General features: G+C 42.8%; 14 protein-coding genes. 9 read left to right on the top strand and 5 right to left on the bottom strand.

From position 1 onward, the window contains the following. Positions 1 to 27: 27 nt before the first annotated feature. The 6 genes from HUU49_03820 to topA all read left to right on the top strand — a co-directional run bounded on the left by HUU49_03820 (position 28) and on the right by topA (position 8,552). On the top strand, positions 28 to 1,446 hold the full coding sequence (locus HUU49_03820) for an LCP family protein (GenBank protein ID NUM25718.1): 1,419 nt from the start codon (positions 28 to 30) through the stop codon (positions 1,444 to 1,446). Beyond that, positions 1,443 to 2,843 carry a ribosome biogenesis GTPase Der gene (der, locus tag HUU49_03815; GenBank protein NUM25717.1) on the top strand — a complete coding sequence of 467 codons (1,401 nt, stop codon included), beginning with the start codon at positions 1,443 to 1,445 and terminating at the stop codon, positions 2,841 to 2,843. Before HUU49_03820 ends, der begins: the two co-directional genes overlap by 4 nt. 4 nt (positions 2,844 to 2,847) lie before the next feature. Further along, entirely contained in the window at positions 2,848 to 3,420 is a 573-nt protein-coding gene (locus HUU49_03810) for an aminoacyl-tRNA hydrolase (protein ID NUM25716.1), read from the top strand. A gap of 507 nt (positions 3,421 to 3,927) precedes the next feature. Then, positions 3,928 to 5,040 carry a DNA-protecting protein DprA gene (gene dprA, locus HUU49_03805; protein ID NUM25715.1) on the top strand — a complete coding sequence of 371 codons (1,113 nt, stop codon included), beginning with the start codon at positions 3,928 to 3,930 and terminating at the stop codon, positions 5,038 to 5,040. After that, a complete protein-coding gene (locus HUU49_03800) occupies positions 5,037 to 6,326 on the top strand; it encodes a bifunctional folylpolyglutamate synthase/dihydrofolate synthase (protein ID NUM25714.1) in 1,290 nt (429 codons plus the stop codon). Before dprA ends, HUU49_03800 begins: the two co-directional genes overlap by 4 nt. Next, entirely contained in the window at positions 6,327 to 8,552 is a 2,226-nt protein-coding gene (gene topA / locus HUU49_03795) for a type I DNA topoisomerase (GenBank protein ID NUM25713.1), read from the top strand. It begins immediately after the preceding gene. 65 nt (positions 8,553 to 8,617) lie between these two features. On the opposite strand, the gene HUU49_03790 is transcribed toward topA, so the two are convergent. Next, a complete protein-coding gene (locus HUU49_03790) occupies positions 8,618 to 8,758 on the bottom strand; it encodes a hypothetical protein (GenBank protein ID NUM25712.1) in 141 nt (46 codons plus the stop codon). Positions 8,759 to 9,565: 807 nt separating this feature from the next. On the opposite strand from HUU49_03790, the gene HUU49_03785 reads away from it, so the two are divergent. Continuing rightward, complete coding sequence (locus tag HUU49_03785; protein ID NUM25711.1) at positions 9,566 to 10,648, top strand: hypothetical protein; 1,083 nt, start codon at positions 9,566 to 9,568, stop codon at positions 10,646 to 10,648. A 172-nt stretch (positions 10,649 to 10,820) separates the two neighbouring features. Further along, positions 10,821 to 11,732 (top strand): hypothetical protein, encoded by a 912-nt coding sequence (locus HUU49_03780; protein NUM25710.1) that lies wholly within the window; start codon positions 10,821 to 10,823, stop codon positions 11,730 to 11,732. Positions 11,733 to 11,798: 66 nt separating this feature from the next. On the opposite strand, the gene HUU49_03775 is transcribed toward HUU49_03780, so the two are convergent. From HUU49_03775 to HUU49_03765, 3 genes are read right to left on the bottom strand one after another with little or no spacing between them, the layout of a single operon-like run. Beyond that, the gene (locus HUU49_03775) at positions 11,799 to 12,674 is read right to left on the bottom strand and encodes a hypothetical protein (GenBank protein NUM25709.1); all 876 of its coding nucleotides are present in this window, start codon (positions 12,672 to 12,674) and stop codon (positions 11,799 to 11,801) included. A gap of 25 nt (positions 12,675 to 12,699) precedes the next feature. Further along, positions 12,700 to 13,320, bottom strand: coding sequence for a hypothetical protein (locus tag HUU49_03770; GenBank protein ID NUM25708.1), 621 nt, complete (start codon positions 13,318 to 13,320; stop codon positions 12,700 to 12,702). Between the two features lie 15 nt (positions 13,321 to 13,335). Next, positions 13,336 to 14,394 carry an ATP-dependent Clp protease ATP-binding subunit gene (locus HUU49_03765; GenBank protein NUM25707.1) on the bottom strand — a complete coding sequence of 353 codons (1,059 nt, stop codon included), beginning with the start codon at positions 14,392 to 14,394 and terminating at the stop codon, positions 13,336 to 13,338. Here HUU49_03765 and HUU49_03760 point away from each other — a divergent pair. Next, positions 14,393 to 15,919, top strand: a complete 1,527-nt coding sequence (locus HUU49_03760) for a bifunctional (p)ppGpp synthetase/guanosine-3',5'-bis(diphosphate) 3'-pyrophosphohydrolase (GenBank protein ID NUM25706.1) — start codon at positions 14,393 to 14,395, stop codon at positions 15,917 to 15,919. The genes HUU49_03765 and HUU49_03760 overlap by 2 nt on opposite strands. On the opposite strand, the gene HUU49_03755 is transcribed toward HUU49_03760, so the two are convergent. After that, positions 15,916 to 16,782 carry a ParB/RepB/Spo0J family partition protein gene (locus tag HUU49_03755; GenBank protein NUM25705.1) on the bottom strand — a complete coding sequence of 289 codons (867 nt, stop codon included), beginning with the start codon at positions 16,780 to 16,782 and terminating at the stop codon, positions 15,916 to 15,918. The two genes, HUU49_03760 and HUU49_03755, sit on opposite strands and share 4 nt — an antisense overlap.

The raw sequence follows: 16,782 nt of genomic DNA, 5'->3' as shown, positions 1-16,782 counted from the left end.
TGGCAAAATTATAACACTACAATCACTATGACCAGAACGGAACCAAACTTTCTAAGCGAAGAAGGAAAAATCGTCGAGCAACCTAAGCGAAAGAAAAGAACTATCAGTAAAATAATAATCTATTTACTGATAATTTTTGTAATTCTGGGCATATTTTTTGGCATCGGGGTGATTACTTCCGGCGAAAACCTTGCCAAAACACTTGGTAACACCAGCCTATGGGGCCAGCTCAAATTCCTTATCGGTAGCGACGACAAAAAATTGTTGGGTGAGGATGAGGATCGGATCAATATTCTACTGCTGGGCATGGGCGGCCTGGACCACGATGGACCATTTTTAACCGATACCATTATCGTTGCCAGTTATAAACCGTCGACTGATCAGGTCGCGATGCTATCCGTGCCGCGCGATTTACTCGTGCAAATCCCCAACTATGGCTGGCGCAAAATCAATCACGCCAATGCCTTTGGTGAACTTGATAACCCCGGCCAAGGCGCGGAGCTGACTAAAAAAGTCATTAGCCAAGTTTTTAACATTCCAATCCACTATTATGTCCGAATTGACTTTGCCGGCTTCAAACAAGTGATTGACGACTTGGGCGGTGTTACCGTTGAAGTAGAAAACACTGTTGACGATCCGCAATACCCGATTAAAGGAAAAGAAACGGCCACAACATCTGAACGGTACGAACATCTCTATATTGAGCCGGGCCGGGTCAAAATGGATGGAGATTTAGCCTTAAAATTTGTTCGTAGTCGCCATGCCAAAGGTATTGAAGGCTCGGACTTTGCCAGAAGTAAACGCCAGCAAAAGGTGTTGCTTGCTGCCAAAGAAAAAGCCCTGTCCTTTGGTACTCTGGCTAACCCCTATAAAATTGGCAGGCTTATGGATACGCTTAGCCAACACCTAGCAACCGACTTAAAGGCCTGGGAGATTATCAGATTGTTTAACTTAGGTAAAGACGTTGATGAAGAAAAAATCACCCGAAGAATTTTTGACGACGGTCCGGACGGTGTTTTATACTCATCGGTTACTGCCGACGGTGCATTTGTACTTCAACCAAAGGCTGGAAATTTTTCGGAAATGCAATTGATTGCCCAAAACATCTTTGAGCCGGAAAAATTGGTGGCCATGAAACCAAAACTGATCGAAATCCAAAACGGCACCAAAATTGGTGGCTTAGCCTATGAAATTTCACAGTATTTGGAAAGCCTCGGTTACCAAGTCATTAAAATCGGCAATGCCCCAACCCAGGATTATCAAAAAACCGTGGTCTATAACCGGATTACTGAGGCCGAAGACACAACCGCTCAAAGCATTGCACAACTCTTAACGGCCGAGCTCGCACCAACGCTGCCCGATTGGGTAAAATCAACCACTACTCCCAAAGTTAATGTACAAACTGACATCTTAATTATTTTAGGGCAAGATCGCAAAAACCCATGATCAAACTACCCTCCGTCGTTATTGTTGGACGCACTAACGTCGGCAAGTCGTCATTATTTAACCGGCTCACCGAAAGCAGCAAAGCGCTGATTTCCCAACAAGCCGGCACAACCCGCGACTACAACTTAGGAACCGTTGCCTGGCGAAAAAAAACCTTCCAGCTAATCGATACTGGCGGCGTTAATATTGATATTCTCAAAAACAGCATTCAGGCACTGCTGCCAAATAATAAAGAAAGTCAAAAAATTTTACGGCAAACCACTACGATTGAAAAAGAAATTATTCTGCAGACCAAGGAAGCACTTGGCAAAGCAGACGTTGTCATGATGGTCGTTGACGGCCAATCCGGCCTGTTGCCCGAAGACCGCGAGCTCGCGTTAGTAATTAAAAAATTAAATATTCCAACTTTTTTAGTCTGCAATAAAATTGACAACCCTAAATACCGCCACCAAATTAACGATTTTTTTGCGCTTGGTCTGGGTCAGCCCTATCCGGTTTCGGCCGCAAACGGTAGCGGTGTTGGCGACTTTCTGGATGAATTGATAAAAAAAATTAAGGGTCGGTCCGGACGACCAGCTAAAGAAGTAATACAAACCAAAGGTATTCGCGTCGCGCTAATTGGCAAGCCAAATGCCGGAAAGTCGTCTTTGGTTAATCAAATCTTAGGCGAAAAGCGCGTGATTGTTTCTGAAACGCCACAAACCACCCGCGAACCACAGGATACCGAAATTATCTACAAAGGTAAAAAAGTAATTTTGATTGATACGGCCGGCATCAAAAAAAAGGCTCGAGTTGAACCCGGGATTGAAAAAACGGCTACCAGGAAAAGTCTTAATACCATCAAAAATGCCGACGTTATCATGTTTATGACGGACGTTAGCCAGGGCCTAACTAAGCAAGATTCAGCAATCTCGGGCATGATTCGCGACGAGGGCAAGGGTTTAATCATCATCGCCAACAAGTGGGACTTGGTTGAAGGCAAAACCACCGCCAGCGACCAGGAATTTCGTAACTATTATCAAAAAAATCTGCCTCACCTGTCTTTTGCACCATTAGTTTTTACTTCTGCTCTAACCGGTAAAAATGTTGATAAACTGCTTGACTTGGTCTTAGAAATTTATGAAGAACTAAATAAAGAAATCTCCGATGAGGTACTACAAACTGTCTTAGAAGAAATTCTGAAAAAACACCGCCCAACCCAGGCCAAAGGTCCCAAGCGACCAAAAATACGTTCCCTAAGTCAACTGCGAACTAACCCACAAATATTTATCGTCACCGTCGGCGCGCAAGAATCAGTTCACTTCTCATATTTACGGTTTATTGAAAACCGCCTGCGGGAACGTTTTAACTTTCTTGGGGTACCTGTTACAATACGGGTAGCTTCAGGCAGAGAATAAATATATGAAATTAATTGTCGGTTTAGGCAATCCGGGAAGTGAATATCAAAACACCTGGCACAATCTGGGTTTTATTGTCGTTGATCAGGTTAAACAAAAATATGCCCAGTCAGACCTCGGCTTTAAAGTGCAAAAAAAGTTTAAGGCTGAAGTCTGCGAAGTTGCCAACGCTGATGAAAAAATCATTTTGGCAAAACCAACAACTTTTATGAACAACTCCGGCGCGGCCGTTAAAGCATTAGCAACATTCTATAAAATCAACCCGGCCGACATTTGGATTATCCACGATGAAATTGATTTACCACTTGGTAAAATCAGAATTTCCCACAACGCTTCCGCTGGCGGTCATAAAGGAGTGCAGTCTATTATTGATGAAATCGGCAGCCAGGCTTTTGTCCGCTTCCGGGTTGGCATTCGGCCAAACGAACCGACAAAAATTCCCACCGAAAAATATGTCTTGCAAAAAATTGACCAAACCAGTAAATTAACCTTGGAAGAAAATCTGCAAACCGTTTTATCCGCCATTGAAGTCGGTCTGGCAACGGGCATTGCCGAAGCTATGAACGAATTCAATTAAGATCCGCTCCAACAAAAATCAACAAAGCGCCCAAGAGGCGCTTTTTTAATTAAAAAGTAGCTTTCACTATCCTGCTTACCAGCGCAAGGAACCTAATCGAATAAACGATAGATCCCTCGGACTTGTGGCTACTCATTAGACTAGGAGGGTTAGTCTGAATTTTTGCCGCTGGTACGCAGGACACTAAAAGCTACCATATATATCTTTATTATCTTTAAAGATATTACGGCAACTTAACACATTTTTTTAAAAAAGTCAAGGGGAATAATTTATATTAAAAATAGTAAAGAGGAGGGGCGCCGAAGCGCTTCCTCCTCGGAATGATGCGACGAATACCAGGTTTCGTCACAGTTTGGGCAGTTGTCCGGGCGAATCGTGACCGGGTCGACATACCCACAATGACAGCAAGCTGGACGTCCTTTTTTCATGAACCAGTCTCCTGTTCCTTTTTTTGGCTAATGAACCACCAAAAACTACAACATTTTATTATATCATAAAAAGTTAATTATGTCAAGCAAAGTACCAAAATCTGAACTTAAATATTGGATTGGTTTTAACCAGCTACCAATCATCGGCCCGGTGCGTTTGCAAAAATTGCTTAACTATTTTGGCGACCTGAAAGCCGCCTGGCACGCCGGCCAAAAAGGGTTGTTAGCGGCCGGCATTGAGGAAAAAATTTCAAGCCAGATTATCAATTTAAAATCAACCATCAACCCCGAGGCCGAAGCAGACAAGGTTGAAAAAGCTAACGTCAAAACCGTAACTATCAAAGACGATACATACCCACACCTACTAAAAGAAATTTATGCCCCACCTCCCCTGCTGTATTATTTAGGTGAATTAAACAATCTGCGACCAAAAAATCTGGCAGTAGTCGGCAGCCGGAAAATTTCCGAGTATGGCCGGCTCGTCACCGCTAAAATGGTTAGTGATCTCGTCCGACAAGGTTTTGTTATCACCTCCGGCCTAGCCTTTGGCATTGATGCCTGCGCGCACACTACGACGCTTGAAAATCACGGCACCACCGTTGCCGTTTTGGGTTGCGGGCTACAACAAATCTATCCGGCTAGCCATCGCAACCTGGCGAAAAAAATTACCCTGGAGGGCGGACTTATTTTTTCGGAATTTCCAATCACCATGCCGCCGCTAAAACACAATTTTCCAATTCGTAACCGGCTGATTTCCGGTTTATCGCTTGGCACCTTAGTTATTGAAGCTCACGAAAAATCCGGTGCGCTCATTACGGCCGCTTATGCCCTGGAACAAGGCCGGGAAGTTTTTGCCGTTCCAGGTAATATCTTTCACATCGGTAGCGCTGGACCACACCGCCTGATTACTAGCGGCGCCAGATTAGTTAATAGCATTACTGACATCATTGAAACGCTGAACGTTGAAACACTAAAAGAAAAACAAACCGCTGCACCAACACCATCAGTTACCCCAACTGAAAAAAAGATAATTGAAATACTTCTTGACGGACCGCTTCACGTTGACAAAATAGTGCAATACGTTAGACTTGATATCAGTGTTGTTAATGCAAACTTAAGCGTCATGGAAATTAAGGGGCTGATTAAACATATCGGCTCAAACGTTTATTCAACCACTGCGCAACTATCATGAAAAACAACTTTGAAAAATACTTTTCCGCCGTTCAATATCTTGAGTCCATCACCAATATCTCCCAAGATGACTATTTTGTAAAAAAAGGTGGCCGGAGCATTTTTTTAAAACGAACTAAATACCTCCTTAATGTTCTGGGTAATCCCCAGAAAGGACTAAAATACATCCACGTTGGTGGCACCTCCGGCAAAGGTTCTGTATCCAACATGATTCAATCAATTTTGGTTGCTGCCGGAAACACGACCGGCCTTTTTACTTCCCCGTTTCCGACCACTTCAATTGAAAAAATTAAAGTTAATAACCGCCTCATTAGCCCTGATGAGTTTGCCGCACTAGTTGAAAAAATAAAACCAGCTATTGATCAAACCTATCTTAAGTCGCGCTACGGTCGACCTTCATATTTTGAGATATTCACCGCTATTGGCTTTTTATATTTTAAAGAAAAAAAATGTGAGTATGTCGTCCTAGAGGTTGGTTTGGGCGGCCGGCATGACGCCACCAATATTATTGATTCACCTGCTGTTACCGTAATTAATAAAATTGGTTTTGATCATACCGAAATTTTAGGCAACGATATTAAGAGCATTACCCGGGAAAAAGCAGCAATAATCAAACCAAAAACGAAACTGTTTACTGTTGCCTACAATGCACCTGAAGCGCTAAAAATTATAAGCCAAGCCTGTAAAAAACAAAAGGCATATTTTAACCTGGTTGACGCGCCCGCGAAGCGCTACCCGCTTAAATTATTAGGACAACATCAACAGTATAATGCCGAATTGGCCGCACAAGTTGCCCGTACCCTTGGCATTTCAGACCGGCACATCAGTACCGGTTTGAAAAACGTAACCATGTCTTGCCGAACCGAAATCATCCAAAAAAATCCGCTAGTTATTTTGGACGGCGCCCACAATGAATCAAAAATTAAAACGACACTTGAAATTATCAAACATTTGACATATAAAAAGCTTTATCTTATTATTGCCTTAACTAAAGAGCGAAATCCTAAAGAAGTATTCGGCGAGATCAGTAAACACGCTCATAAAATATTTATCACCAGACAATTATCGCTGCATCGAAAGGCCTACCCACCAAAAAAATTAGGCGACGCGCTCAAGTGTCCGAAAAAAATAAAGGTATTTTTAGATCCGCAAATGGCGCTTGAATCAGCCCTGAGTCAGGCAACAAAAAATGATTTAGTCTTAGTTACCGGTTCGTTTTACCTCGCCGGCCAGTTAAGAAAAAATTGGCGTAGCGAACAACAAATTTTAAAAGAAAGGAAAATCTAAATGGCTATCAAAAATTTGGTGATTGTCGAATCGCCAACCAAAGCAAAAACAATTTCAAAATTTTTGGGATCCGATTATAAAATCGAATCCTCTTTTGGTCATATTCGAGATTTACCAAAAAGCAAGCTTGGCGTTGATATTGAAAATAATTTTGACCCGCAGTACGTCATTCCGGTTAAATCAAAAAAACGAGCCACTGAATTAAAAAAGTTAGCCGACAAAGCCCAAAATATTTACTTCGCCACCGACGAAGACCGCGAAGGTGAAGCGATCTCTTGGCACCTGGTCAATATTTTTAAAACCCCAAAAAATAAAATTAAACGAATCGTTTTTCATGAAATCACCGAAGACGCAATCAAAGAGGCGCTAAAAAATCCGCGCGAGCTTGATCTGCACCTGGTTGACGCCCAACAAGCCCGGCGCGTTTTGGACCGACTGGTCGGCTATCAACTTTCCCCATTTTTATGGAAAAAAGTTGCTCGCGGATTGTCAGCCGGCCGAGTTCAGTCAGTCGCGGTCCGGCTCATCGTCGAACGGGAACGAGAAATTCAGGCTTTCAACGCCCAAGAATACTGGAGCATTGAAAGCATTTTTAATGCCAATAATCAAAACTTTGAATCAAAACTTAATAAGATTGACGACAAGGTTATTGATAAATTAGAAATCAGTAATGAGGAGCAAGCCAATAAGATCCTAAAAGATTTAGAACAGGCCACCTATGTCATTGAAAAGGTTGAAAAAAAGCAAACCAAGAAAAAAGCGCTGCCACCGTTTACTACCTCTACCTTACAACAGGCTGCCAACTCACGGCTGGGTTTTTCCGCCAAACAGACTATGATGCTAGCGCAACAGCTCTATGAAGGTATTGAACTTGGATCAGAAGGCTCAGTTGGTTTGATTACCTACATGAGAACCGACTCACTGAATCTAGCAACGAAATTTTTAGACGAAGCTGCTGAATATATTACTACTCAGCTTGGCAAGCAGTACCACGCCGGAATTAAGAAATATTCTGCAAAATCAAAATTAGCCCAGGAAGCTCACGAAGCCATTAGACCGACTTTGGCTAAAAATGATCCAGCGTCCGTTCGACCATATCTCAATGACCGCCAATTTAAACTTTACCAACTTATCTGGCAACGCGCGATTAGTAGTCAGATGGCCGAGGCCGTTATGGACAACACTACTGTCGACATCAAAGCCCAAAAAACTCCCTACACCTTTCGTTCAACCGGTTCAATTATCAAGTTCGACGGCTTTCTAAAAATTTATCCAACCAGTACCAAAGAAAACATCTTGCCTGATATCTCCGAAAATCAAACAGTGAACCTTGTTGAACTAAAGCCGTTACAACATTTTACCCAACCACCTGCGCGCTATACGGAAGCAGCCTTGGTTAAGGCATTGGAAGAATACGGCATTGGCCGACCGTCAACATACGCTCCAACTATTTCAACTGTGCAAGAGCGCGGCTATGTTGAAAAGGAAGAAAAAAAATTAAAGCCGACTGAAATGGCATTTCTGGTTAATGACTTACTCGTCGAACACTTCCCTAAAATTGTTGACTACCAGTTTACCGCCCACATGGAAGATGATTTGGACGAAGTGGCGGAAGGTAAAAAAGAATGGCAGCCGGTTATTAAAAATTTCTGGGAACCGTTCAAAGAAAACCTAGACAAAAAAGACAGCGAGCTGACCAAAAAAGAACTCACCGAACAAGCATCCGACGAGGTATGTGATAAGTGTGGCAAACCAATGGTTATTAAAGTCGGCCGCTACGGAAAATTTTTAGCCTGCACCGGATATCCGGAATGTAAAAATACCAAGCCGCTTGATGGTGAAACCGGCGAACCGCAAGGACCAGTTGAAACCGGCGAAAAATGTCCGGAATGTGAACATCCGTTAGTAAAGCGAAAAGGAAGATACGGCGAATTTGTCGGCTGTTCAAACTATCCAAAATGTAAATACATCAAAAAAGAAGCGGCCCAAACGTTCGGCACTTGTCCTGCTTGCGGCAAAGGTAAAATTGTCGGTAAACGGTCGCGTCGCGGATTCTTCTACGCCTGTGATCAGTACCCTGATTGTAAAAACGCGCTCTGGGGCAAACCTTATATTGAAGAAGGACAAAGTGAGCCAGAAAAATGCCCAGACTGCGGTTCAATTCTAGTCCATGGACCAAAAGATTCAATCAAGTGTAGCAGTCGCGAATGTAAATACAAACGATAAAAACAAACGCAAAAAATCCCGCTAACAAACGCGGGATTTTTTGCATCCTAAACAAAATTATTATGTCATAAGATTGCGGCCATAGAATATGAGACGACCGACAGGGCCAAATAGACTGGCAAGATCAGCGTCGCCGACAGCACCGCGAACGTACGGGTGATGTCAAAATCCATATCCTGTGCCTGAGACAGTTCTTGAGCATTCATATTTTTGTTTTTATTTTTTAGTTTTTTAAAAACTATTTAATTTTTTAAGGTACAAAAAAATCCGACTGATAACGACCGAGTTAAAAACAGTGCTTGCATCAAACGCAGCCAAAGTCGGAAATTTACTTGTTTTTGTTTTTATTTTCTCGCCCGCGGTTTATCTTGGGGCTAATTTAAAAAGATAGGTGCTTTGCTTAGAAACCTATCTTATCTATCTAAATACAGTATAGCATGCCTAAATAATTTTGTCAATCCCCCGCTTCAATAAAAAGTAAAAACAAAAGCGGCTGAAAGAAAGTTAAACCCCGAAACTTTGTTGATGCTAGGGTGCTTCTTTCAAGCCGCAAACAAATCATAACAAAATGGAATGAATCTGGCAACCGATAATAAATAGTGGCGGCAACGTTAACCGAATTTGAGCCAGTTAATGCTGCCGCCGATGGGCCGATTTTCTTCCGAGCGGGTTGCCCGTCCGCATGAGTGATGTGGAAGTTTCGACGACCTGAAAATCCCGGTCGCTTACGTTGACTTCCGCACGCCCAGTGGGGCAAATGCGTATCCGCAAATCCTCCCGGCCAAGGATTGCTCCAAAGACCAGGAAGAAAGATACAAGTAGTATTTAGCTTAAAAAAAGAAAATTGTCAAAAAATTATCACAAAAAGAAAAATACCTTGAGCAAAGCCACAAGGTATTTTTCCAAGTTTGCAGGGTTTCCCCAGCATCAACAAAGACACCTTAGCATACTTTTTTAAATTTGTCAAGATTATGATATACTTAAAACAGTATTAACAAATTAAGGAAATATGTATGATTTCCAAAAAACCAAAACTAAAGGTAACTTCAACAACTAAAGTTAATAATAGGGTTGTTATTACCTCAGTAATAATCATAATCATTGCCGCCGCTTCTCTGGTGACTGCTTCTCTTTTAACTCCCGGAGGAGTTGGTAATTTTTACGCCGGCAGCGGCAACATTAATCTCAGTAATATCCCAATCCCCGTTTCTGGTTGGTGCGTTACGGGGTTAGGATTATTTGGCGATAATGGCGATCATACTACCAGAGACAATTGCAAAGCTCGAGCAACTGACAACGATCCTAACACTAATTGGTATGCATTTTGCCCAGACATTGCCGGACAAGGCGAACGAGATGAAAGCTCTTGCGATTGTAATGCCACTGATATTGAAAAAAGCTCCGCCTTAAGTGATGTCATTAGTCTACGCGCCGGATTGATTGATGCGCTAAACGACGGCAACATCAGCCAAACTGATATGGAAAAACAATTTAAGTTCATGATTGCAGTCCACATTGATTGCGCCTGCCCTGTTTACAGCGCCGGAAATTATGACGGCGCAGCAACCGATAACAATGCCAACACTTCTGCTGATCCAGCGCGAAAGCTTTACACGGTTGGTATCGGCGGTAAAGATGTTACCGGCGTTCACACCTTCTTAAGAAAGGTTGCAAAAATGTACAGCAAAATGTACGGCGCACCACCCAAGTGCGAATCACTGCCAGCTAGCTGCGTACTCAACAGCAGTTACCGCGGTGATGAAGACGATAAATTTGTCCCCTTCAGCGATTGGAACAATGAAAACAAAAGCGCGCACGACACCGGACAAGCTGCAGATATCGCTTGTGCCGGCGCTGCCACTTCAGCCGGTAGCGGCTGCACTGGCGACGCTGCTACCGCCGAAACAAAAATTAGGGGTGCCGCTTCCGGCCTAAATGTCTTACGCGAATGCAATGTCACCGAAAAAAATATTTGTGGCCAAGCCGGCTCAACCCAGTTAGTTCACGTTGATGAAAAAACTCGCGGCACCAACAATCCGGACAACAAGGCCTGCTATTACATTAATTGTAATTTTTCTAGTTGCGGCGATTTATAATAATATAATCAACAATAAATTTTAGTCGTTTAAAAACACTTGCTATAACTAGCAGGTGTTTTTAATTATATTGTCTTACTATTGACAAAAAAATGAATATATAGTATAATATATACTATAGAAAATGTACCCTACAACGGTCTTGAAAACCATTATTCACCTGTTGTGAATTATGGTTACAAGCCACTTTCCATGGGGAAGGATATTTAAGATGAAGACGTTAGTTCTTGCAGGTTTCACCTGCACGCTATGCTTGGCAAGCTTTGCTGCCGAGCGCCCAACCAACATCTCCGACGAAATGTTCGTCAAACAGTTAACAGCCGCTGTCACAAAGGCTGAAACCAAAAACCCGCAAGCCGTTGAACTGCTTGGCTGGGGTACCGCACTCCTGCTGGACTCGCACCGTGAATCCAAGATCCGTTGCGGTCGCGGCAACCCGAATCCGAAACCCGGGGAATGCTCGGACGCATATCCGATTTACCCGGAACCTAAGCCGTTGGCAGTTGTCATCGCCAACGAACAAGAGAAAGTCAAAGCTTCGACAACGGAAACGGTCTGGGTGGCCTGGTGCGACCTTAACGGCATGAACATCGCGTTCAACTCGCCGAAACTTGGCGACTACGAGCTGTCAACGGTTACTGAAGTCAATCAGGATGGGCGCTGGACGGCAGTTCGTTGCTACTACACCTCCGTCAAGTACGGAGAGAAGCAATGGGAAAACGGCCCCGAAATTTCTGGTGCCGGGTTCACCTGGCTGACAGTCGGCAACACCGCCGACATCATCAAGCGCCTCCAAGCGCTCCAAGACATCGGCGTCAGCACCAATATCATCAGCAACCAAGCTTCTCAGTACTACAAAGTCTGGGAATCAATTCCCAACGATTTGACCCCGCCACAACAAGAAGCACTCACTCAGTTCAACCAGCAAGCCTGGACCCAGGAGAACCTCGATGAGCTTGGAATAAAGTTCGTCAACTTGTTTCCCTGGATCAACCTTCAGGAACTAAGCATTCGCGACAAGGTCTTTCTTGTCCAAACTGCCAAAGAGCTTGCAGGGCCTGTCAAATGGGCTTTGCTTAAATAACCCCCCCCGAAAACCAAAGAGCCCGCTAAGCACTATGCTTTAGCGGGCTCTATTTCTAAAACAAATTTAATTTGTCTTACATTGCGGATATCCATTAGGCATTACAAAACAAGTACGGACCGGACAACAACGTTTTCTTTCGGCATACTCACCCCTTCCCTGACAATACTCTTGATCATCATTATTACCAGGGACATTATCAACCCCATCGGTATCACAAGATGAAGGATCTTTTGGCTGACAAACTGGAGGTGTGCCAGTTTTGGTCACACAAATTTCATTATCAGTACAACAGATATCACCACAGTTTGGATCAGTGCAGCCTGTGGGCTTACAGTATGCAATACCAATGCCGCTCGTGCCGCAGCTATCGGTACTTGCACAACAAGCATTATTGGTGCTACCGGTGCACAATTTTGGCCTCGCCGGATCGGGACACGTTTTTGGTTTACAAAAATAAATTGTATCCCCCACAACCGGTGGCCATTTTTTAGATTCACAAGTTTCATTAGCACTACAACAGACAGCACCAGCGTCTTTGCCACAAATGGAATAATTCGCCGGACACGTAGGAGCTTCCTCCAAGCAACACACCTGATCATTGTCTGTATTGCCACTTGAATCTAAACAGCGATACAACTCAACACCATTAGCATCTTCTAATCTTTTATCACACGTATGTCGAGCAGCCGTACCGTCCTCTTCACAAATATAAACATACTTTCCATTCTCCGCATAACCTCCCACCGGACAAGCCGGCTTTGGCGGCGGGAGTTTGATATCACCGCTGCCGGCATAAAAATTTCCGGTACCGGCCGGAGTTACCAGACTGGCAGTAACCAGCGAAACACCAACCAGCGTGGCAATGGCAATACCCGCCAGGACCACTTTGCTGCTTACCCGAGATTTTACTTTAGTTTGCAAATCGTTTTGTTGGTTCATAAAATTTATTAGTTATTTTCCAAACCTATTTTTTATTATAGTTAATTTTTTTAGTTAAATAAAGTACCATGAAATTTAAAAACCAGGTAATTAAAATCATCCCTAGAATTATTGCAAACCAACGAATTGGATAAAGCGCGTCGGACGGAACTGAAGGAAAGCACGACTCAAAAACACAGTTAACGTTTTGGACAGCGTCGGTGAATAATCTGACCATAAAATATATGACTGCCACCTCAATAATACTAATGACCCACGCCCCCTTAGCTTTTGCTCCCAAAGCCCAAAATGCCACATACCCCAAGGGCAAAAGGAAAAAATGTTCCAGCGAGATAATCCGGGCCGGTAATAATAATTCTTCAAAGAAATAATCTGTGGTTCCAAACCAATGGTGTCCGGTAAAAACGCGCGAAAAAAAATCAGTCAGCCAAATTAATAGTGGAATAGTTAAAATATATAATTGACTGATAATTACCATTGAATTCCGCAATAATATTGCCGCACCCATAATTACCAAGCCGATATAACAAATCCAAAAAACCCACGACCAATGATCACGATATACCGAATAATCAATAGCATAAACGCCATAAAATAAAAAGAACAAGCCGAGGGTGTTTAATAGTGCCGATTTAGTCTTAGACATTAAAATAGTAACAATTTATAAAAATTTATTTTCCTGCCACTCCTGCATTACCTCCTGCACCTCCGCTACGCCAACCTGCGGCCATGATTTTTTATCCGCCAGCCTCTTTTGGGACGTTGTTTTTTTAGCAGTTGATTCATCAGTAACATTTTCAATGCTGACCTTCGACGCCGCTTCATCCATTAAATCAATTGCTTTATCTGGAAATGATTTATTCTTAATATGCTGTTCAGCCAAATGAACCGCCGCTAAGATTGCTTCTTTGGTAATGTTCACTTTATGAAACTGCTCATACTTGCGCTTAATTCCCTCTAAAATTTTAACGGTTTCTTCCTTGGTCGGCTCATCAACTAAAATTGGATGCAACCGTCGATCAAGGGTCACATCTTTTTTAATAAATTTTTTGTATTCTTCAGCAGTGGTTGCGCCAATTACCTGCAGATCACCACGCGCTAAGGCCGGCTTTAAGATGTCATCGGCGTCAATTGCTCCCTCAGCCCCACCGGCTTCCGCCAAAGTATGAATCTCATCAATAAATAAAATGATGCTGCGCTTCGCAGCGGTAATCTCGTCGGCAATCTGTTTAATCCGTTTTTCAAATTCTCCCCGATACTTTGTGCCGGCGATAATACCGGTCAGATCTAGGGCGAGCACTTTCTTATTTTCTAAAATTTTTGGCACTTTCTTTCCGGCAATCATTTGTGCCAAACCTTCAGCGATGGCGGTTTTGCCGACGCCGGACTTTCCGACTAAGACAGGATTATTTTTAGTCCGGCGGCTCAACACTTGAATCACGCGTTCAATTTCTTCATTGCGACCAATCACCGGATCAAGCTTTCCGTCGGCGGCCATTTTGGTTAAATCTTTAGCATACTGATTTAAAGTTGGAGTTGCATTACCACTAGCATTATATGGGCCACTTGCTCCACCCTTACGCCACATAAAAAAAATAATGGCTACCAAGACCACTAATAACACCAACGGTAATGTTGAATAACTAAAAAAAGGTAAACTCATAGAAAAATTGATTTTTATATCTAATTCCTTTACAATTATTATACTAAAAAATGCCATGACTAGCAACAAATTACCAATTGAAGAACTATTTCGAATTCTTAAAGAAAACCATAAAGTCACTAGCCGAGTGCCTATTTTCCCTTATCTCAAACGAGCGCCCGCCAATTATGATTTTGACTTGATTAAACTCGCTTATGAATTTGCCGAAGAAGCTCATAAGACACAAAATAGAAAGTCGGGAGAGCCCTATATTAATCATCCTCTGCGAACTGCCATAACCGTTGCTAAACTGGGCCTTGACCAAGACACTGTCATTGCCGCTCTGCTCCATGACGTTCCGGAAGACACAACATACAGCTTGGTTGAAGTGGAAAAAAACTTCGGCGAAGATATTGCCAAACTAGTCGGCGGCATTAGTAAGCTTGGTATCATTAAATACCGCGGAATGGAAAAATATGCCGAGAATCTACGAAAGATGTTTATTTCAATGGCCCAAGATATTCGTATTATTCTCATTAAAATGGCCGATCGCCTAGATAACTTGCGTAGCTTGGAAGCACTGCCCAAAGAAAAACAAAAAAGAATTGCCCAGGAAAGCCTAGAAATATATGCACCAATCGCCAATCGTCTCGGTATGGGACAAATTAAAGGTGAACTTGAAGATTTATCTTTTCCTTATGTTTACCCACAAAAATATGAATGGATGAAAAAAGATATCTTGCCAAAAATTGAACTGAAAATGGCATACATTAACCGGGTGATTAAAATCGTTGAAAAAGAATTAGCGGCTCAAAAAATAAAAACCACTTCCATCCATGGGCGGCAGAAACGGCTTTACAGTCTCTATCTTAAACTACAAAAACCTCATTACAATGGGGACGTTTCAAAAATTTACGACCTAGTAGCACTGCGAATCATTGTACCAACAGTTGAGGACTGCTACCAAGCACTTGGAGTTATCCATAAATTATGGAAACCATTGCCGGGCCGGATTAAAGATTATATTGCTCAACCAAAACCAAATGGCTATCAATCACTACATTCCACTGTCTTTTGTACTGAAGGAAAAATTGTAGAGTTTCAAATTCGTACTCCGGCAATGCACGACCAGGCAGAAAACGGTATCGCCGCCCACTGGCAATACAAAGAAAAAGAAAGTCGCCAGACAAATAAAAAAATCGGCGACCCTGGCTACACGTTGCCAAAAAAATTAACCTGGATTGAAGATTTAGTTAAATGGCAAAAAGAAATCCAAGACAATGAAGTGTACCTACAATCTTTAACGATTGATTTTTTCCAAAACCGGATTTTTGTTTTTACACCCAAGGGTGACGTTATCGATCTGCCCGAAGGCGCGACACCGGTTGATTTTGCGTACCACGTTCATAGCTGGATCGGCGACCACTGCGCCGGTGCTAGAATTAATAATCAAATTGCCAGTCTGGACTCTAAATTAAAAAACGGTGATGTCGTTGATATCATCACCGATAAAAATCGCAGGGGCCCCAGCCGAGACTGGCTCCAATTTGTTAAAACCGGAGCCGCTAAAGGAAGAATTAAGTCTGCTAGCCAAAACTACTAATCACCAAATTTTTCAATAAGTCCTTCTAGCTCTTCTGGGGAATAATAGTCAATAATAATCTGGCCGCCATCGCCTGATTTTTTAATTGTTACTTTCGTCCCTAACAATGATTCAATCCGCTCTTCAAGGGTAGCGATATTAGGATCTTTAGTTTTATGCGCCTGACGTTTCACGGTGACTTGACGCGCCTGATTTTCAACAGCCCGGACCGTCAAATCCTGCTGCAATACCTTCTGAAAAAATTTCAAGCGCTCCTGAGGCGGCAAACCAACAATAACCCTGGCTGTGCTGTAATTTATTTTATTGTTAATCAAGGCTTTCTGAATTTCTGACGGCAGTGTTAACAGTCGCAATGCGTTCGTAATGACTGAACGGCTTTTACCAACCCGCTTGCCAACTTCTTCTTGAGTTAAACTAAACTCATCAATCAGGCGTTGATATGCCACCGCCTCTTCAATCGGGTTTAAATCCCGACGCTGTAGATTTTCAACCAACGCCAGCTCCAGCTTCTGTTGTTCCTTAATATCACGGACAATTGATGGAACAGTTTTAAGCCCCAAAATTTGTGAAGCGCGCAAACGACGCTCACCGGCAATTACCTGGTAGGTACCATTATCGCCGTGCGTCAAAATTAGCGGTTGCAAAATACCGTGTTCTCGGATTGAATTAGTTAGGTCTTCTAGGCCCTCATGGTCAAAATTACTCCGCGGCTGCATTGGGTTAGCTTTAACTTTTTCAATCGGCATCTGAACAACAGTTTCTTCGCCCGGCAACACTTCCGAACCTGACGGCATGATGGTTCGATCAATTTTGGGAGGAATAAGCGAACTTAATCCTTTGCCTAATCCTTGAGTTTTATTCAT

The sequence above is a fragment of the Candidatus Buchananbacteria bacterium genome (genome assembly GCA_013359225.1).
Taxonomy (GTDB): Bacteria; Patescibacteriota; Patescibacteriia; order Buchananbacterales; family UBA6539; genus JABWCG01.
This window is presented reverse-complemented; position numbering and strand designations above follow the sequence as displayed.